Source organism: Pseudomonas sp. Lb2C2 (assembly GCF_052112205.1).
GTDB classification, from domain to species: domain Bacteria; phylum Pseudomonadota; class Gammaproteobacteria; order Pseudomonadales; family Pseudomonadaceae; genus Aquipseudomonas; species Aquipseudomonas kilonensis.
The window spans coordinates 91,934-110,804 of the sequence record NZ_JAUTYW010000001.1; the positions used below are offsets into that span (position 1 = coordinate 91,934).

Here is an 18,871-nt window from a genome sequence, read left to right on the forward strand (position 1 = left end):
AAAAAATAGTCGAGCCGACAGGTTTTTGTCGCTCCACTGGTCCAATTGTCACCCCGATCATCTATAACTACAGGCTCCTTTGAGCCGATAGTCGAGAAGCCTCTCATGAGTAATGTCTACACAGTGGCCGTTTTGGTGGGCAGCCTGCGCAAGGCATCGATCAACCGCAAGGTCGCGCTGGCACTGGCTGACCTGGCGCCAGCCAACCTCAAGCTGAACATCGTCGAGATCGGCGAGTTGCCACTTTATAACGAAGACATTGATGTAACACCGCCGGCAGCCTACACCACATTCCGCCAGCAGGTGGGTGCGGCTGATGCTTTGTTGTTCGTCACGCCTGAATACAACCGCTCGGTGCCGGCACCGTTGAAAAACGCCATCGACGTCGGCTCGCGCCCTTACGGCCAGAGTTGCCTGAGCGGCAAGCCGGGCGCGGTGATCAGTGCTTCGCCAGGCGCCATCGGTGGTTTTGGTGCAAACCATCATTTGCGCCAGTCGCTGGTATTCCTTGACGTGCCCTGCATGCAACAGCCGGAAGCCTACCTGAGCGGTGCCGGGACGGCGTTTGACGAGGCGGGCAACCTGTCGGAGTCGGTACGGCCTTTCCTGCAGAAGTTCATCGATGCCTACGGCAAGTGGGTCGAGCAACACAAGAAGGCTTGATACCCCCGAGATTCCAGGTAAACCCTGTGGCGAGGGAGCTTGCTCCCGCTGGACTGCGAAGCAGGCCCCCCTCGGCGGTCGCTGCGCAACCGAGCGGGAGCAAGCTCCCTCGCCACAAATGCATCTGCATCGGCAATTCAATCCGCGCTTTACGGGGTATTCGAATTGTCCATATATTCGCCCCTTCGCACCTTCAGGTCATCCTTCGTCATGTCCAATTCCCCCAATCGCGTCGATGCTTTCAGTTCGAACGCCATGGCTGATTGTCCGCTGACATGTCGCTGCTGATTTCCTCTTTTCAATCCACCTTCCAAGGCTGTTGTGCATGCTGATCGCGTCATTGATTTTCCTGCTGACCATTACGCTGGTGATCTGGCAGCCCAAGGGGCTTGGCGTCGGCTGGAGCGCGACGCTCGGCGCGCTGCTGGCGTTGTTGAGCGGGGTGGTGCAGGTCGGCGACATTGCGCTGGTCTGGCAGATCATCTGGAACGCCACCGGTACGTTTGTCGCGCTGATCATTATCAGCCTGCTGCTGGACGAGGCTGGCTTCTTCGCCTGGGCGGCCTTGCACGTGGCCCGTTGGGGAAAGGGCAGCGGGCGCAAGCTGTTTGCATTCATGGTGCTGTTGGGGGCGCTGGTGTCGGCCCTGTTTGCCAATGACGGGGCGGCGTTGATCCTGACGCCCATCGTGATTTCGATGCTGCTGGCGTTGCGTTTTTCCCCGGCGGCAACCCTGGCATTCGTGATGGGGGCCGGTTTCATTGCCGACAGCGCGAGCCTGCCGCTGGTGGTGTCGAACCTGGTGAACATCGTCTCGGCGGACTTCTTCGGCATTGGGTTCAACCGCTATGCGGCGGTCATGGTGCCGGTGAACCTGGTCAGCGTGGCCGCCAGCCTGGCGATCTTGCTGTGGTTTTTTCGTCGCGACATCCCGCGCGACTACGACCCCGATCAACTGGACGATCCGGCGACGGCGATCCACGACAAGGCAACGTTTTATGCCGGCTGGGTGGTGCTGGTGATCCTGCTGCTGGGCTGCTTTGCCCTGGAGCCACTGGGGATTCCCATCAGCGCGATCTCGGCGGTCTGCGCTGCGCTGCTGCTGGCCGTCGCGGCCCGTGGCCACAAGATTTCCACCCGCAAGGCGATGAAGGAGGCGCCTTGGCAGATCGTGATCTTCTCCCTCGGCATGTACCTGGTGGTCTATGGCTTGCGCAATGCCGGGCTGACTGGCTACCTGGCCCAATGGCTCGACGGTTTCGCCGAATATGGCGTGTGGGGTGCGGCCATGGGGACCGGGCTGCTGACGGCGTTGCTCTCGTCGGTCATGAACAATTTGCCAACGGTGCTGATCGGCGCCCTGTCCATCGACGCCAGCCAGGCCACCGGGGTGGTGAAGGAGGCGATGATCTACGCCAACGTCATCGGCAGCGACCTGGGCCCGAAAATCACACCGATCGGCAGCCTGGCGACCTTGCTGTGGCTGCATGTGCTGGCGCGCAAGAACATCCAGATCGGCTGGGGGTATTACTTCAAGGTCGGGATTGTGCTGACGCTGCCGGTGTTGCTGGTGACCTTGGCGGCGCTGGCGGTGCGGTTGTCGCTCTAGACCGAGTTGGCTTCATCGCGAGCAAGCTCGCTTCCACATTGGAATGCATTCTCCTCTATGAATGTGCTCCCCTGTGGGAGCGAGCTTGCTCGCGATGAGGCCCTGGCAGACACTCCAAAACTCAGCTGTTTTGGCCCGGCACATTCGGCCAGAGATCGGCCACCAGGAATAGCCGCTCAGCTTCTTCCCACTCCCCCTCGGTATTTTCAGTCAGGCGCACCATCAGTTGTGCCGGCGCCATCGGGTCGAGGTCCAGTCGCCAGGCGTCCAGTTGCGCGTTGTTCCAGGTCTGCTCGGCCGGATAATGCGCCGGGGCCAACCAGGCGGCGCGGGGCAGGGGTTGCCAGCGCCCCGGCGGACGTTGAGCGATAAACGCCGGCCAGTCCCGCTGGTGCAGCCAGCGACCGCGCAAATGCCTGGGGTGGGCGCCGGCCGGCGGTTCGGCCTCGCCCGGCCAGGGGTACAGCAAATAACCGCCCAGCCAGAGTTCGGAGCGAAACAGTTCGATGCCTGAGGGCTCGATACCCAGTGCCGCCAGGGCCTCGCGGCTTTCCGGGCGAGCGGAGATCGGCAATTGGTGTTCGCGCAGATGCGCCAGCTTGCGGTCGAGCCGGTCATGGCAACCCGGGCCCAGCCATTGCGCGGTGTCCAGGCCGTTACCGTGCTGGGGGCCGAGGTACAGCTTGATGGCCAGCTCCAGGTGATGGATGCCGTCGCGGTCACGCAGCAGCAGGTCCAATTCACCTAGGGTATGGCCTTCGCGCCGGATCAGCAGGTTCGCGGCGATCAACTCGATGCCCGGGGCCTGCTGCACGGCAAACTGCCACAGCCTTTCGTAATACAGGCCCAGGCGGCGTGTCCGCCCTTGGGACAGGCAGTGCAGCAGTGGGTAGCTGTCGCGGTCCAGTTGTCGCAGCCAGTGCTCCAGCTGACCCGGCTCCTGTACCCAGTCACTGCCGGCCAGGGGATGGCGCTGGGGCCAGGGCGTGTCGATGAGCATCGGCGGGGCGATGATCGCCCACGCGAGGTCGCGCACTTCGGGATGGCGAAGGCGGCGGGGCAAGTCCAGCAATTCAGGGAACAGGATCATTTTGCGAGCATAGCTGCTGCTGCGAAGGCTTAAAGGATTTTGTCTATGGAGCGCTTTCGCCCATAATCGTGGTTTTCGCCCGACGCAGACCTTCGCAGGAGCCCCATGGAGCAATTTCGCAATATCGGCATCATCGGTCGCCTGGGCAGTTCGCAGGTGTTGGACACTGTTCGCCGTCTCAAACGTTTCCTCCTGGAGCGGCACCTGCATGTGATCCTCGAAGATACCATCGCCGAAGTGCTACCGGGCCATGGCCTGCAGACGTCGTCGCGCAAGATGTTGGGCGAGGTCTGCGACATGGTCATCGTGGTCGGCGGCGACGGCAGTCTGCTGGGGGCCGCCCGGGCCTTGGCGCGGCACAATATCCCGGTGCTGGGGATCAACCGGGGCAGCCTGGGGTTCCTCACCGATATCCGCCCTGACGAGCTGGAAACCAAGGTCGCCGAGGTGCTGGACGGCCACTACCTGGTGGAAAACCGCTTCCTGCTGCAAGCCGAGGTTCGTCGTCACGCCGAGGCCATCGGCCAGGGCGATGCCCTCAATGACGTGGTGCTGCACCCTGGCAAATCCACGCGCATGATCGAGTTCGAGCTGTACATCGACGGCCAGTTCGTCTGCAGCCAGAAGGCCGACGGCCTGATCGTCGCGACCCCGACCGGTTCCACGGCCTACGCGCTGTCGGCCGGCGGCCCGATCATGCACCCCAAGCTCGACGCTATTGTGATTGTGCCCATGTACCCCCATACCTTGTCTGGGCGACCGATTGTGGTCGATGGCAACAGTGAGCTGAAAATCGTCGTGTCCAAGGATATGCAGATCTACCCGCAAGTGTCCTGTGACGGCCAGAACCATTTCACCTGCGCGCCGGGTGACACCATCACCGTCAGCAAAAAAGCGCAGAAGCTGCGCCTGATCCATCCGCTGGATCACAATTACTACGAAGTCTGCCGGACCAAGCTCGGCTGGGGCAGTCGGTTGGGGGGTGGAGGCGACTGATGCTCGATCCTGCGCGCAGTTACGATTTGATCGGTGACGTGCACGGATGCGCCCTGACCCTGGAACACCTGCTGGACCGACTCGGTTACCACAAGCAGGGCGGGGTCTGGCGGCATCCGTCGCGCATGGCTGTGTTCCTGGGGGACATCATCGACCGTGGCCCGCGGATTCGCGAGGCGCTGCACATTGTCCACGACATGGTCGTGGCCGGCCAGGCGCTGTGCATCATGGGCAACCACGAGTTCAACGCCCTGGGCTGGAGCACACCGGCATTGCCGGGCAGCGGTCAGCGCTACGTGCGCGAACACACGCCACGCCACGCCCGCCTGCTCAACGAAACCCTGACCCAGTTCGAGCAGCATCCCGGCGACTGGCATGACTTTCTCAAGTGGTTCTATGAGCTGCCGCTGTTTGTCGACGCCGGCCGTTTCCGGGTGGTGCATGCCTGTTGGGATGCGGGCCTGATCGAACCGCTGCGTGGCCTGTTCCCGGATGGTTGTGTCGACGAACATTTTCTCCAGGCCTCGGCGCAACCGGGCAGTTTTGCCTGCACGGTGTTCGATCGCTTGCTGCGTGGCACGGACATGCGCCTGCCCCATGGCCTGACGCTGACCGGTGGCGATGGCCTGACTCGGTCGTTTTTCCGCACCAAGTTCTGGGAAGACAACCCGCAGACCTACGGCGACATCGTGTTCCAGCCCGACGCCTTGCCGGAACCGGTGGCCCGTACGCCGCTGTCGCCGGATGAAAAAAACAACCTGCTGCGCTATGGCGTCCATGAACCGTTGCTGTTCGTCGGCCACTATTGGCGCAGCGGCAAGCCCGCGCCTATCCGCCCGAACCTGGCTTGCCTGGATTACAGTGCGGTGCTCTACGGCAAGCTGGTCGCCTATCGCCTGGACCAGGAAACCCGCCTGGATCCGCACAAGTTTGTCTGGGTCGATGTCGAGCGGCCGGAGGTGGTGCAATGAGTGCTGTCGCGGTTTTGCGCCTGCCCCTGGCAGTCGACCTGAGCGGCTTCGTCAAGCTGCTGCAACGCATGCAGGTACCCCATCGTGTCAGCGAAGAGGCGGGCGAGCAGGTGCTCTGGGTACCGGATGAAATCAGTGAGGACGTGCGTTCGTTGTACGCACGTTTTCCCGCCGGCGATCCCGATCAGCAGTTGGAACTGCCGGACACGGGCGGCACTTCCCGGCGAGCGGGGTTCGTCCAGCAACTGACCCACAGTCCAGTGACGGCCCTGGTGCTGTTGCTGAGCCTGGTCGTCAGCGCGGTCACCCTGCTGGGGGATAATCTTGAGACCCTGCGCTGGTTGACCTTCCTCGAATTTCGCATCGTTGGCGACTACATCCAGTTCACTCCGTTGGCCGATAGCCTGGCGGCTGGGCAGTGGTGGCGCCTGGTAACGCCGATGCTGATTCACTTTGGCTTCCTGCATATCGCCATGAACGGCATGTGGTACTGGGAACTGGGACGACGGATCGAAGCGCGCCAGGGGGGTATCAACTTGTTGGGGCTGACGCTGCTGTTCAGCCTCGTCTCCAATTTCGCCCAGTACTTTTTCAGCGGCCCGACGTTGTTCGGCGGCTTGTCGGGGGTGCTGTACGGCCTGCTGGGCCATTGCTGGATCTACCAACTGCTCGCACCGAACCCGGCCTATCACTTGCCCCGTGGGGTGCTGGTGATGATGCTGGTGTGGTTGCTGCTGTGCCTGTCCGGGCTGGTTTCGCTGATCGGTTTCGGTGAGATCGCCAATGCGGCTCACGTCGGCGGGCTGCTCGTCGGCTGCTTCACGGGGTTGTTGGGTGGGCTGTTCGCTCGCCGTAAAATGGCCCTTTGACCGGCACCTGTGCCTTTTGAGAATGCGCAATTGCGCGGAGAACCCATGTCTTCCTTCAACGAAATGATCCAGAACATCACCCCCGACATCTACCAGAGCCTGAAACTGGCGGTGGAGATCGGTAAATGGGCCGATGGCAACAAGCTCACCGCCGAGCAGCGCGAGTTGTCGCTGCAGGCGATGATCGCCTGGGAAATCCAGAACCTGCCCGAAGACGAGCGCACCGGTTACATGGGCGCGCAGGAATGCCATTCGAAATCGACCGAAGTGCCAAATATCCTGTTCAAGTCGGATGCCATCCATTGATCGAGATTGGCCGCGGTGCAATCAGCAAGATGTCGGCGCGCCTTGACGGGCCGACTGTTCAATACGCCTTTCGCCTGGGCGACGTCGAGGTGCCGGTCAACCCGTTGATCGGCAGCACGATACGCCTGGAATACCTCGGTGCGATCCACTGCACCCATTGCGGACGCCGGACCAAGACCAGCTTCAGCCAGGGTTATTGCTACCCGTGCATGACCAAGCTGGCTCAGTGCGACCTGTGCATCATGAGCCCCGAGCGTTGCCATTTCGACGCCGGCACCTGTCGCGATCCGGCCTGGGGCGAGCAGTTCTGCATGACCGATCATGTGGTCTACCTGGCCAACTCCTCGGGTGTGAAAGTCGGCATCACTCGCGCCACGCAGTTGCCGACCCGTTGGCTGGACCAGGGCGCCAGCCAGGCGCTGCCGATCCTGCGGGTCGCCACCCGCCAGCAGTCGGGGTTTGTCGAAGACCTGTTCCGCAGCCAGGTGGCGGACAAGACCAACTGGCGCGCCTTGCTCAAGGGCGACGCCGTGGCGGTGGACCTGCCGGCGATCCGCGACTCGCTGTTCGAAAGCTGTGCCGAGGGATTGCAGGGCTTGCAGGAACGATTCGGCCTGCAAGCGATCCAGACCATAGCGGACGTCGAACCCATCGAGATCCGTTATCCGGTGGAGCAGTACCCGGCCAAGATCGTCAGCTTCAACCTGGACAAGAACCCGATCGCCGAAGGCACGCTGCTGGGGATCAAGGGCCAGTACCTGATTTTTGACACCGGCGTGATCAATATTCGTAAATACACGGCCTACCAGCTCGCCGTGCATCAGTAGAAGGATTCGACCCATGCGCACCGAACAACCGAAGATGATTTACCTCAAGGACTATCAGGCGCCCGAGTACCTGATCGACGAAACACACCTGACCTTCGAGTTGTTCGAGGACCACAGCCTGGTCCATGCGCAACTGGTGATGCGCCGCAACCCCGAGCGCGGTGCCGGGCTGCCGCCGCTGGTGCTCGATGGCCAGCACCTGGAACTGCTCTCGCTCAAGCTCGACGACGCCGACCTGGGGCAGGGCGACTATCAGTTGGACGACAGCCACCTGACCGTTCACCCCAAGGCCCAGGCCTTCACGATCGACACCACCGTCCGGATCCACCCGGAAACCAACACCGCCCTGGAAGGTTTGTACAAATCCGGCAGCATGTTCTGCACCCAGTGCGAGGCCGAGGGTTTCCGCAAGATCACCTATTACCTCGACCGCCCGGATGTGATGAGCAAGTTCACCACCACCGTGGTGGCCGAGCAGCACAGCTATCCGGTGCTGCTGTCCAACGGCAACCCGATTGCCAGCGGCCCCGGCGAAGACGGCCGGCACTGGGCAACCTGGGAAGACCCATTCAAGAAGCCTGCCTACCTGTTTGCCCTGGTGGCCGGCGACCTGTGGTGCGTCGAAGACACCTTCACCACCCTGAGCGAGCGCACCGTGGCGCTGCGCATCTATGTCGAGCCGGAAAACATCGACAAATGCCAGCACGCCATGACCAGCCTGAAGAAGTCGATGCGCTGGGACGAAGAGGTATACGGGCGCGAGTACGACCTGGACATCTTCATGATTGTTGCGGTCAACGACTTCAACATGGGTGCCATGGAGAACAAGGGCCTCAATATCTTCAACTCCAGCGCCGTGCTGGCCCGCGCCGAGACCGCCACCGATGCCGCGCACCAGCGGGTCGAGGCGATCGTTGCCCACGAGTATTTCCATAATTGGTCGGGCAACCGCGTGACCTGTCGCGACTGGTTCCAACTGTCGCTCAAGGAAGGTTTCACGGTGTTCCGCGACGCCGGGTTCTCGGCCGACATGAACTCTGCCACGGTCAAGCGCATCCAGGACGTGGCGTACCTGCGTACCCACCAGTTCGCCGAAGACGCCGGCCCGATGGCGCACCCGGTGCGTCCGGACAGCTTTATCGAGATCTCCAACTTCTACACCCTGACCGTGTACGAAAAGGGCTCGGAAGTGGTTGGCATGATCCATACCCTGCTGGGGCCTGAGGGTTTCCGCAAGGGCAGTGACCTGTACTTCGAACGCCACGACGGCCAGGCCGTGACCTGCGACGACTTCATCAAGGCCATGGAAGATGCCAACGGCGTCGACCTGGTCCAGTTCAAGCGCTGGTACAGCCAGGCCGGTACACCACGGCTGGCGGTGAGCGAGTCTTATGATGCCGCCGCCAAGACCTACAGCCTGACCTTCAGCCAGAGTTGCCCGCCGACCCCGGACAAGCTGGAAAAGCTGCCGTTCGTGATTCCCGTGGAACTGGGCCTGCTGGACAGCAAGGGTGCTGAAATCCCTCTGCGCCTGGTCGGTGAAGCCGCGGCAGACGGCACGTCCCGGGTGATCTCGGTGACCGAAGCCGAGCAGACCTTCACCTTTGTCGACATCGCCGAACAGCCCCTGCCTTCGTTGCTGCGGGGTTTCTCGGCGCCGGTGAAGCTGAGCTTCCCGTACAACCGCGACCAGTTGATGTTCCTGATGCAACACGACAGCGACGGCTTCAACCGCTGGGATGCCGGCCAGCAACTGTCGGTGCAGGTGCTGCAGGAACTGATCGCCCAGCATCAGCAGGGCGCCAGCCTGACGCTGGACCCGCGCCTGGTCAGTGCGCTGCGCAGCGTGCTGTCGGACGAGTCCCTGGACCAGGCCATGGTCGCCGAAATGCTTTCGCTGCCAAGCGAAGCCTACCTGACGGAAATCAGCGAAGTGGCCGATGTCGAGGCGATCCATGTCGCCCGTGACTTCGCCCGTCAGCAGTTGGCCGAGAACCTGTTCGAAGCCCTTTGGCTGCGCTATGCAGCCAACCGCGACCTGTCGAAGAAAACGCCTTACGTGGCCGAGGCCGAGCATTTCGCCCGCCGCGCGTTGCAGAACATCGCGCTGTCGTACCTGATGCTCACCGGCAAGCCTGAGGTGCTGAGCGCGACGCTTGAGCAGTTCGACACCGCCGACAACATGACCGAGCGCCTGACCGCGCTGGCGGTGCTGGTCAACTCGCCATTCGAAGCCGAGAAGGCCAAGGCTCTGGAAGTGTTTGCGGAAAACTTCAAGGGCAACCCGCTGGTCATGGACCAATGGTTCAGCGTCCAGGCGGGCAGCCCGTTGCCGGGTGGCCTGGCGCGGGTCAAGACATTGATGGAGCACCCGGCGTTCAATATCAAGAACCCGAACAAGGTGCGCGCGCTGGTGGGAGCGTTTGCCGGGCAGAACCTGATCAACTTCCACGCCGCCGACGGTTCGGGTTATCGCTTCCTGGCGGACCTGGTCATCCAGCTCAATGGCTTCAACCCGCAGATCGCCTCCCGGCAACTGGCCCCGCTGACCCGCTGGCGCAAATACGACAGCGCCCGCCAGGCGCTGATGAAAGCCGAACTGGAGCGCATCCTGGCATCCGGCGCGCTTTCCGCCGATGTGTTCGAGGTGGTGAGCAAGAGCCTGGCGTGACCGGGCTTGGCGCTGCCTTTTGTGGCGAGGGAGCTTGCTCCCGCTGGCCTGCGAAGCAGGCCCGATCTTGATTCATTTCGCCAGAGAAGGCGTGTGAACCAAGATCAGGGAGTCCTTCGGCCTCCAGCGGGAGCAAGCTCCCTCGCCACATTCATCACCCTCACGAATGTCTTCTGATTCACCCTTGGCCGATAGCCCCGTGGTTAACAAAAGATAACGTGGCGTCGATTGTCAGACCTTTCGAAAGCCCGATAGGATAGGTCTGCTTCCGAAGTGGCTCTAGATTGCAGGTTTCAGGACTATGCTCCAGGACTGGCAACGTACCAAGCCATAACAATAATAATGGGGGAAAGGTCTATGAATGAGCCTGTCATGGCTGTGGGCCGCAGCCGGCCGCCGATGCTGCGCAGAGTCGCGTTGCTGGCTGCGGCGCTCTCGCTGCTGGGCTCTGCGGTGTTGTCGGCACCGGTGATGGCTGTTGCGGCGTCGACGTCCGATGTCATCTATTCCGTGGAATCGGCCAAGGCCAGCAAAACCCTGATGCTCGATGTGGTCCACGCCGGCCAGCGCCTGGTGGCGGTCGGTGACCGTGGGCACATTGTCTATTCCGATGACCAGGGCACGTCCTGGACCCAGGCCAAGGTGCCGACTCGCCAACTGCTCACGGCGGTATTTTTCGTCGACGACAAACACGGCTGGGCCGTAGGGCACGACGCGCAGATCCTCGCCAGCGATGACGGCGGCAGCACCTGGACCAAGCAATTCGAAGACCTTACCCGCGAATCACCCCTGCTGGACGTCTGGTTCAAAGACCCCGGCAACGGTTTCGCCGTGGGCGCCTACGGCGCGCTGCTGCAAACCACTGACGGCGGCAAGCACTGGGAAGACGCCAGCGACCGCCTCGATAACGAAGACCAGTTCCACCTCAATGCGATAGCCGCCGTGAAAGACGCCGGGCTGTTCATTGTCGGCGAGGCCGGCAGCATGTTCCGCTCCGCCGACTGGGGCCAGACCTGGGAAAAGGTCGAAGGCCCGTACGAAGGCTCGCTGTTCGGGGTCATTGGCACCGCCCAGCCATCGACGCTGCTGGCCTACGGCTTGCGCGGCAACCTGTATCGTTCCACTGACTTCGGCGGCACGTGGGAGCAGGTCGAGCTCAAGGCCAACCGAGGCGCCCTGGAGTTCGGCTTGTCTGGCGCCACGCTGCTGGCGGACGGTTCCATCGTGATTGTCGGCAACGGCGGCAGCGTGGTGCGCAGTACCGACGACGGCGAGACCTTCAGCGTGTTCAACCGCCCGGACCGGATTTCCGTGGCAGCCGTCACGGCGGCAGGCAACGGCAACCTGATCCTGGCGGGGCAAGGCGGCGTGCGTGCCACCACGTCCACCGGCGCCGAACTGAGCAAATGAGTCAGTCCTGCAAGACGGGCACAAAAACAAGAAGGCGGAACCCATGAGCAGTCATCACCAAGACAAGGCGACGTTCCTCGAGCGCCTGATTTTCAACAACCGCCCGGCAGTGATCATCATTTGCCTGCTGGTCAGCATTTTCCTGTTCTGGCAGGCGACGCTGATCCGGCCGTCCACCAGTTTCGAAAAAATGATCCCCCTCGAGCACCCCTTCATCCAGAAGATGCTCGAGCACCGCAACGACCTGGCGAACCTGGGCAACACGGTGCGTATTTCCGTGGAAGCCACCAATGGCGACATCTTCTCCAAGGAATACATGGAGACCCTGCGCCAGATCCACGACGAGGTCTTCTACATCTCCGGTGTCGACCGTTCCGGGCTCAAGTCGTTGTGGAGCCCAAGTGTACGCTGGACCGAAGTGACGGAGGAGGGCTTCGCCGGTGGCGAGGTGATCCCCCAGAGCTATAACGGCTCGGCCGACAGCCTCGACCTGCTGCGCAATAACGTGCTCAAGTCCGGCCAGGTCGGGCGCCTGGTAGCCAACGACTTCAAGTCGAGCATCGTCGACATCCCGCTGCTGGAGTCCTACCCGGACCCGCAGGACCAGGGCAAGTTGCTCGCCCTGGACTACCAGAAGTTCTCCCACGAGCTTGAAGACAAAATCCGCAACAAGTTCGAAGCCCAGAACCCCAACGTGCAGATCCACATCGTCGGTTTCGCCAAGAAGGTCGGCGACCTGATCGACGGCCTGGTCATGGTGGTGCTGTTCTTCGGCGTGGCCTTTGTCATCACCCTGATTTTGCTGTACTGGTTCACCAACTGCATGCGCAGCACCGTGGCGGTGTTGACCACCACCCTGGTGGCCGTGGTCTGGCAACTGGGGTTGATGCATGCGGCCGGTTTCGGCCTGGATCCGTACTCGATGCTGGTGCCGTTCCTGATCTTCGCCATCGGCATTTCCCATGGGGTGCAGAAAATCAACGGCATCGCCTTGCAGTCCAGCGAGGCGGACAATGCCCTGACGGCGGCACGGCGTACCTTCCGGCAGTTGTTCCTGCCGGGGATGATCGCGATCCTGGCGGACGCCGTGGGCTTCATCACCTTGCTGATCATCGACATCGGCGTGATCCGCGAACTGGCCATCGGCGCCTCCATCGGCGTGGCGGTGATCGTGTTCACCAACCTGATCCTGCTGCCGGTGGCGATCTCCTACGCCGGCATCAGCAAGCGTGCGGTTGAGCGCAGCAAGAAAGACGCGACCCGCGAACATCCGTTCTGGCGCCTGCTGTCGAACTTCGCCAGCGCCAAGGTCGCGCCGGTGTCCGTTGCCCTGGCGGTGGTCGCCTTTGGCGGTGGCCTCTGGTACAGCCAGAACCTGAAGATCGGCGACCTGGACCAGGGCGCGCCGGAATTGCGTCCGGACTCGCGCTACAACCAGGACAACAATTTCATCATCAGCAATTATTCCACCAGCTCCGATGTACTGGTGGTGATGGTCAAGACCAAGACCGAAGGCTGCTCGCGCTATGAAGCCATGGCCCCCATCGACGAGCTGATGTGGAAGATGCAGAACACCGAGGGCGTGCAGTCGGCGATTTCCCTGGTGACTGTGTCCAAGCAAATGATCAAGGGCATGAACGAGGGTAATCTGAAATGGGAGACCCTGTCGCGTAACCCTGACGTGTTGAACAACTCCATTGCCCGGGCCGATGGCCTGTATAACAACAGTTGCTCCCTGGCACCGGTGCTGGTGTTCCTCAATGACCACAAGGCCGAGACCCTGGACCGCGCGGTGAAGGCGGTGCAGGACTTTGCCAAGGAAAACAACCGCGATGGCCTGGAGTTCATCCTGGCCGCCGGTAACGCAGGCATCGAGGCGGCCACCAATGAAGTGATCAAGGAATCGGAACTGACCATCCTGATCCTGGTGTACATCTGCGTGGCAACCATGTGCATGATCACCTTCCGTTCCTGGGCGGCGACGCTGTGCATCGTGCTTCCGCTGGTGCTGACCTCGGTGCTGGGCAACGCCCTGATGGCGTTCATGGGCATTGGCGTGAAGGTCGCGACCTTGCCAGTGGTGGCACTGGGCGTGGGGATTGGCGTGGACTACGGCATCTACATCTACAGCCGCCTGGAGAGTTTCCTGCGCGCCGGGTTGCCGTTGCAGGAGGCTTACTACCAGACATTGAAATCCACCGGCAAGGCGGTGCTGTTCACCGGTTTGTGCCTGGCGATCGGCGTGTGCACCTGGATCTTCTCGGCCATCAAGTTCCAGGCGGACATGGGGTTGATGCTGACGTTCATGTTGCTGTGGAACATGTTCGGCGCGCTGTGGCTGCTGCCGGCGCTGGCGCGCTTCCTGATCAAGCCTGAGAAACTGGCGGGGCAGAAGGGCAATTCGTTGTTTGCGCATTGATCGACGGTAGAACCTGCGCGGCATAGCCCCCGTGGCGATCCAATGTGGGAGCGAGCTTGCTCGCGATTGCGCACTGACATTCAATACCTCATTGACTGTTACACCGCTATCGCGAGCAAGCTCGCTCCCACAGTTTTTTTGTCGCTCAGACACTGATCATTCCAGTCCAAACACAGTCTCTGTGGCGAGGGAGCTTGCTCCCGCTGGACTGCGAAGCAGGCCCCTTGGGCGGTCGCTGCGCAACCGAGCGGGAGCAAGCTCCCTCGCCACAATAAATGACACCCGCCTTGGGTGAGCGGTATCACAACCCTTACGCTTGCGTTGTAATCAGGTCGCCAACGGCAAGAACTTGCTCTGCGCCATGAGCTTGCCGATTTTTCCTCGATGCACATTCACCACCGCGTAGGGGCTATCGGCCTTGGCGAGCAGCGAGTGATAGTCTTCCCGGCGTTGTGCCTTGGTTTTCAGGTGGGCGACGCTGTAATCGGCTTTCGGCGTATCGATTTTTTCGTAGTGAAAATGCGCGTACCAGAGGGGGAAGCCGTCCCGGTTGTTGATGGCATATTCCTGGAGGAAGTCCTTGCGGGCTCCTTTCAACGCTTTGCGTTCACCCAGCCGCGCGACTTGTATCAGGTCCTTTTCGAACAGGTACTGAAGGTTGCCGTCGGTGGGCGGCAGGTGCAGGCTCAGTTCGACACGCAGGGCGCTGCCCCTGGACGTCAGGGTGGAAATAGCCTCGGCCAACTGCCTGCCCAGCGCTTGATCAGCCGGAGTGCGTGGTGTTTGTGAGGCTGAGAAGGCCCTGTCGAGCTCTTCCGAGATCGCGCGGAAGCGACTCGCCTCATTGTTCATGATCTCCTCGATTTCCTGGGGATGACGGCAGCGCTTTTTATAGCTTTCAGCGCGGCGAAGACGTTTTTCCAGCTCCTCCAGCAGTGTTCGTGCATCGTCCTTGATCGCGTTGACCGATCGGGTCCTGGGGGCTCGAGCCGGTCGGTGTACGTCGACAACGTCCCAGACGTCGTCGTGACGCGAATAGGTGGCCAGCACCTGATCGTCGACTTCGGAGCGCAACTCGACGACTTCAATCGGCAAGGAGGTGCCGGCAGGTTTCAGGTCACCGATCAGCACGCCGCTCCTGCGAGTCTTGATCACCTTTTTCTGAAGACGTCCGGAGTACGTCTTGGGGCGTTTGGGCGCACGCTTGCGCGGTGTCGGTTCGGGTTTGACTTCTGCCGCCAGTTTCCCGGAGGCATCCTGGTACAGGCTGTCAAGCAGCGTGGTCAGCCTCTCGAAATAGGCGTCATTGATGTCGTCGGCATACAGGGCTTTCATGCCCTGCAAGGCGTCCAAGGCCTCGCCATAATGCTCTGTCAGGCTGGTCAGGACCTCAAGCTGTTCCGAGGCGCTCAGGTCGTACAGTTGCAGGTCGGCATGAGAGCGCACTTGCTCGGCCAATGGCCTGACGATGCGATACAAGCTATCGGGCAAGCCGGTTTCGGGGTGTTTGATAGCCAGCATCGGCAGGGCGGCCAATTGCAGGGCCTTGGTGCCTATGACATTCCGTTCGTTCTGTGGACGGCCGCGGGTCAGGCGGTCGAAGGCTTGGGCCCCCACCGAATCCAGGTTCAATAGCTTCTCCAGGTACTCATCCTTGAGTTGCAGCCAATGGATGGCGCGATCGTTGATGTCGCTCATGGCTTCAGGAACATCACGTAGCCCTGCATGTCGCGAGCCACGGCTTCTTCCACAAACGTTCCGGAGAACTGCGGGTGAGCGGCATTGAGGGCCTGTTGATCCATTTCCACCACCAGGAAGGCCTTGCGGGCATTGTTGACCACATTCTCCATCAGCCCGCGGATGCTTCCAGAAGGCAAGCCAATGCCTAGCCTTGCGCGCTCGGGCGCACTGTCCAGCAGTTTCAAATAGATGTCGGTCTGCTCGTTGAGCAGGTCATAAAACACTTTTCGTTTTGGTGCGCGCTGCTCCTCGGTAAAGGCGCTTCCTTCCTCGAGCCGGGTCATCACTTGTTGGGCAATGTCCAGGGATCGTTGCCGTTCGTTCTCCTGGGCGAGGTAGTTGTTCATTTCAGCGGTCAGCTCGACGGCTTTGTGGGCATTGAGGCGACGCTGGTCCGCCAGGCGCTTGGGCGGCGCACCTCCACGCAGGCGCAAACGCAGGTCCAGGGACCAGTGGCCGTCCAGGTCCGATTGCAGCGCAGGCCCCGTCTGTGTCGGGTCTTGCGGGTCGACAATGGTGGTGCCGTTCGGGTCCGGGTTGACTCGATACAGGCCGTCCTCCATCAATACGTGCCATTTGTTGCCAATTACGTACAAACCCTTGAATGGGCCATTTCCAATCGGCTCTGGCAATGCCGTCGGACGCGGCACCTGCATGCGCCGTAGGCGGGTGCGTTGTTCCTGGGTCAGGGTGTGGCGCGTGCTGCTGAAACCAAAATCCAGAGACCTGCCGGGTGGTTCGCCAGGCAAGGCCACGGATCCTTCCAGAATGCTCGGCAAGTCTGGCGCGGGCCACTGCTGGGCAACGATGCGCGGTGCGGGAGCACGCATTGCCTGGTGCTCGACTGCTACCGGCAAGGAGGCGCGAGCAGGCGCACGGACGGTGGGAAACTGGCTCACCAGCATGGCCAGGTTGACCAGCAGATCGACGGCGGCCAGTTCCCGCGTCGCCGGATCGTCACTGCTCAAGGCCGGGATATCTTGACTGGCACTGGCCATCAGGCTCCATAGCCAGACAGTGGCCATGGCCGGACCACGCAGCAACGGAAACAGCAGTGTATTGAACAGCAGGCTGCCGCCCTTGAGTAACACTGCCCAGCGGCTTTCGCTGTTGGAGACCGAGTTGCGGTCGGCCTGGGTGACCAGGGCTCGGGCGTTGCAGCCGTACAGGTACTGCGTCAATTTGCCGTTGCGCAGGTATTGCAGCAGTTCATCGTTGCCGGCGTCGACGGCGAGCGTTGCCGGAGCGGGCTTTTCGGGAACACTGAACTCGTCGCCCTGAAGGAAGCGCACGATGTGCGGCTCAAGGAAGCCGCCATTGGCATACACCGGGCGTGCGTCGTCGGACATCCAGGTCAGGACGCTGTTCTGCAAGTCTGCGCTGGTCACGACGGACTGCAACAGTGCCTGGCGCGTCGGGAACTCCAACAGCACGGGCGCGTACAGCGGTCGATACAACAGGTGCGGGCCCGTTTTGGCGTCCTGCGTCTCGACGATGAACATGTTGCTCACGATGTCGGGCCGGGCCTGGGGCTTGCGCAGGAAGGCCAGGTGTCGAATGACCACGGGGCGACCGTCAACTTGTCGGCCATCAGCATCGGGTTGCAGCAGGGCCTCGATCAGATGCAGTCCTTGGCGGGTCATGCCGTTTTCGTTGTCGAGCATTTGTTGCAGTGCTTCAAGCGGCAACTGCGCCGGGAGTTGTTCGGCGAACGTCCGTTGAAATGCCTGCGCTTGAGGCGAGTCGCTCAACAGGGCTTGTTGCAGGTAGCGCGGATACGCCGTGCCGATGTCGACCTGTTCGATCAGCCCGCCCGTGCGGGTAATGAAGTCCGGCGTCAACCAGGCAGGCAACGCCAGCCCCCTGCGATGACTGAGTTGCAGGTTGCCGCTGGGGCGTGCGACGAGGTTGTCGATGGCCAGCTGCGTCAGGCTCATCGTTCTTTTCTCGCTGATGCCAACGGTCCCGGGGTATCCCGCCGAGACGGTGAACGTCAGTACCACATCGTCGGGTTGATAGTGACTGGGTTGCACCTTGGTGGGGCTGCTGTCGTTGGTCTTTCCCATCTGCGTGAGCAATGCGTCTGCGGTAAAAGCCTTGATGTCACTGAGTGCGGGACGTCCTTGAGTGCGCTGCTTGATGCTGGCCAGCGCCAGGCTGCATCGCTGGAACGTTGTTCGGTCGACGACGGAGGCTTTTTTCAGCCATTCGGGCAGCAGCGGCTCGAGGCGTGCCGATGTTTCAGGCGTGAGGCGCGGCGCGTCGTGCAGATAGCGAGCGGGATCGCTCAGCTCGCTGTAGAGCGTCTTGAGGTCTGGCAGGCCTATTCGGGAGGGCAATTGTACCGCCTGCAAGTCGGCCAGTTGTTGCTCCAAGATCATGGCGGCCTGGGTGTCGAAGGCATGGCCGTCGATTTCGTAGCGTTGACAGGTCACGGTGTCGACGACATAGCGACTGGCGATCCGTTCGCCCCAATACCGGTTGAAGGCTTCCATCGACTCGAAGGCCTGCACGGCGCTGCCAGGGCTGCAAAGCACAATGACGAGGCCGTAGCGAGTGTAATGAAGCAGCAGGATCTCGTTGCCGGGCAGCACGCTGCTGGAGGCGCCTTGGGTGACGGTGCTTTCCAGGCTGTAGGCGTAGACGGGCGGGATATTGTGACTAAAGCGTTGTTCACGGTCCGGCCAGCGAACGATCTGGGCCAGGGCCTCGCGTACCGGTTCAGTCAGTCCTGGCTGTTGCAGCCCCCGGATATGCAGCATGTTCTTGAGTGTGTCGCTGAGCCATTGCCAGCGGCTGGTGCGAATAGCGGTGGCGGTTTGGGGGCGGTTGCCGATGTCGGTGTTCCAATACCGGGTCAGTGCGTCTTCCAGTCCGATCGGTACGGTGGAGGACAGTTCAAGCACCAGCTTTTCGATGACCTTCATGTCGAGTTTTTCATCGCGTGGCCAAAGGCGTTGCGGTGGCGCGTCGCAGAGGTAGCAGTCAAGATTTCCCCGGGGGCTGAAATCCACGGGGGTGCCGAGGGCCAGGTACTCGAGCACCAACGGCATGAACGGTTGAAAGCGCCAGCCACGGGTGATCGCAGCCGGTGTTGCCAATTGGGTCTTGGCGAGGTCGATGGCCAGCGAGGGGTATCTGGCCTTGATGGCCTGTTCGAGCATTTGTTGCGCGACATGCTCGAAGGTCGGGCGGTCGGCAAATGACTGGCTGACGGTTTGCGCAAGGGCAGAGGGGCTGTCAGCCGGGGAGGGCGAGGTCATAAGAAGTCCTTTTCCTGAGCTCATGGCCGTCGGGATG

The 18,871-nt window shown here is 61.6% G+C and carries 13 protein-coding genes; 10 read left to right on the top strand and 3 right to left on the bottom strand.

The window, feature by feature from the left end; translation table 11 throughout:
• The first annotated feature begins 105 nt into the window (after window positions 1–105).
• Together Q7F16_RS00415 and Q7F16_RS00420 are read left to right on the top strand one after the other, a co-directional pair.
• Window positions 106–663, top strand: a complete 558-nt coding sequence (locus tag Q7F16_RS00415) for an NADPH-dependent FMN reductase (protein ID WP_041476018.1) — start codon at window positions 106–108, stop codon at window positions 661–663.
• A 325-nt stretch (window positions 664–988) separates the two neighbouring features.
• On the top strand, window positions 989–2,272 hold the full coding sequence (locus Q7F16_RS00420) for an arsenic transporter (protein WP_046062773.1): 1,284 nt from the start codon (window positions 989–991) through the stop codon (window positions 2,270–2,272).
• 121 nt (window positions 2,273–2,393) lie between these two features.
• Here Q7F16_RS00420 and Q7F16_RS00425 read toward each other — a convergent pair whose 3' ends face one another.
• A complete protein-coding gene (locus Q7F16_RS00425) occupies window positions 2,394–3,362 on the bottom strand; it encodes a DUF1853 family protein (RefSeq protein ID WP_409555378.1) in 969 nt (322 codons plus the stop codon).
• 105 nt (window positions 3,363–3,467) lie between these two features.
• Between Q7F16_RS00425 and Q7F16_RS00430 the strand changes: the two genes are divergently transcribed.
• The 8 genes from Q7F16_RS00430 (at window position 3,468) to Q7F16_RS00465 (ending at window position 13,831) form a co-directional block, all read left to right on the top strand.
• On the top strand, window positions 3,468–4,358 hold the full coding sequence (locus tag Q7F16_RS00430) for an NAD(+) kinase (RefSeq protein WP_003202709.1): 891 nt from the start codon (window positions 3,468–3,470) through the stop codon (window positions 4,356–4,358).
• Entirely contained in the window at window positions 4,355–5,329 is a 975-nt protein-coding gene (locus tag Q7F16_RS00435; RefSeq protein WP_172436021.1) for a metallophosphoesterase, read from the top strand. The genes Q7F16_RS00430 and Q7F16_RS00435 overlap by 4 nt, the downstream gene beginning before the upstream one ends.
• Window positions 5,326–6,198 (top strand): rhomboid family intramembrane serine protease, encoded by an 873-nt coding sequence (locus tag Q7F16_RS00440; RefSeq protein WP_409555379.1) that lies wholly within the window; start codon window positions 5,326–5,328, stop codon window positions 6,196–6,198. The genes Q7F16_RS00435 and Q7F16_RS00440 overlap by 4 nt, the downstream gene beginning before the upstream one ends.
• A 45-nt stretch (window positions 6,199–6,243) precedes the next feature.
• Complete coding sequence (locus Q7F16_RS00445) at window positions 6,244–6,504, top strand: YeaC family protein (protein WP_046062770.1); 261 nt, start codon at window positions 6,244–6,246, stop codon at window positions 6,502–6,504.
• Complete coding sequence (locus Q7F16_RS00450; RefSeq protein WP_046062769.1) at window positions 6,501–7,331, top strand: DUF2797 domain-containing protein; 831 nt, start codon at window positions 6,501–6,503, stop codon at window positions 7,329–7,331. Before Q7F16_RS00445 ends, Q7F16_RS00450 begins: the two co-directional genes overlap by 4 nt.
• A gap of 13 nt (window positions 7,332–7,344) precedes the next feature.
• Window positions 7,345–10,002 (top strand): aminopeptidase N, encoded by a 2,658-nt coding sequence (gene pepN / locus Q7F16_RS00455; RefSeq protein ID WP_409555380.1) that lies wholly within the window; start codon window positions 7,345–7,347, stop codon window positions 10,000–10,002.
• A 357-nt stretch (window positions 10,003–10,359) separates the two neighbouring features.
• Entirely contained in the window at window positions 10,360–11,412 is a 1,053-nt protein-coding gene (locus tag Q7F16_RS00460; RefSeq protein ID WP_409555381.1) for a WD40/YVTN/BNR-like repeat-containing protein, read from the top strand.
• Window positions 11,413–11,455: 43 nt separating this feature from the next.
• Entirely contained in the window at window positions 11,456–13,831 is a 2,376-nt protein-coding gene (locus Q7F16_RS00465; protein WP_409555382.1) for an efflux RND transporter permease subunit, read from the top strand.
• 327 nt (window positions 13,832–14,158) lie between these two features.
• Here the strand turns inward: Q7F16_RS00465 and Q7F16_RS00470 are convergent, their stop codons facing one another.
• Window positions 14,159–15,529: a hypothetical protein gene (locus tag Q7F16_RS00470; protein ID WP_409555383.1), complete on the bottom strand. Its 1,371-nt coding sequence runs from the start codon at window positions 15,527–15,529 to the stop codon at window positions 14,159–14,161.
• Window positions 15,526–18,834, bottom strand: a complete 3,309-nt coding sequence (locus tag Q7F16_RS00475; protein WP_409555384.1) for a dermonecrotic toxin domain-containing protein — start codon at window positions 18,832–18,834, stop codon at window positions 15,526–15,528. The genes Q7F16_RS00470 and Q7F16_RS00475 overlap by 4 nt, the downstream gene beginning before the upstream one ends.
• Between the last annotated feature and the right edge of the window lie 37 nt (window positions 18,835–18,871).

What these genes read in the sequence shown, in the direction of transcription:
- Q7F16_RS00475 (WP_409555384.1), bottom strand. Translation starts at nt 18,834, where the DNA reads ATGACCTCGCCCTCCCCGGCTGACAGCCCCTCTGCCCTTGCGCAAACC.
- pepN (WP_409555380.1), top strand. Translation starts at nt 7,345, where the DNA reads ATGCGCACCGAACAACCGAAGATGATTTACCTCAAGGACTATCAGGCG.
- Q7F16_RS00430 (WP_003202709.1), top strand. Translation starts at nt 3,468, where the DNA reads ATGGAGCAATTTCGCAATATCGGCATCATCGGTCGCCTGGGCAGTTCG.
- Q7F16_RS00415 (WP_041476018.1), top strand. Translation starts at nt 106, where the DNA reads ATGAGTAATGTCTACACAGTGGCCGTTTTGGTGGGCAGCCTGCGCAAG.
- Q7F16_RS00440 (WP_409555379.1), top strand. Translation starts at nt 5,326, where the DNA reads ATGAGTGCTGTCGCGGTTTTGCGCCTGCCCCTGGCAGTCGACCTGAGC.
- Q7F16_RS00420 (WP_046062773.1), top strand. Translation starts at nt 989, where the DNA reads ATGCTGATCGCGTCATTGATTTTCCTGCTGACCATTACGCTGGTGATC.
- Q7F16_RS00425 (WP_409555378.1), bottom strand. Translation starts at nt 3,362, where the DNA reads ATGATCCTGTTCCCTGAATTGCTGGACTTGCCCCGCCGCCTTCGCCAT.
- Q7F16_RS00470 (WP_409555383.1), bottom strand. Translation starts at nt 15,529, where the DNA reads ATGAGCGACATCAACGATCGCGCCATCCATTGGCTGCAACTCAAGGAT.
- Q7F16_RS00445 (WP_046062770.1), top strand. Translation starts at nt 6,244, where the DNA reads ATGTCTTCCTTCAACGAAATGATCCAGAACATCACCCCCGACATCTAC.
- Q7F16_RS00460 (WP_409555381.1), top strand. Translation starts at nt 10,360, where the DNA reads ATGAATGAGCCTGTCATGGCTGTGGGCCGCAGCCGGCCGCCGATGCTG.
- Q7F16_RS00465 (WP_409555382.1), top strand. Translation starts at nt 11,456, where the DNA reads ATGAGCAGTCATCACCAAGACAAGGCGACGTTCCTCGAGCGCCTGATT.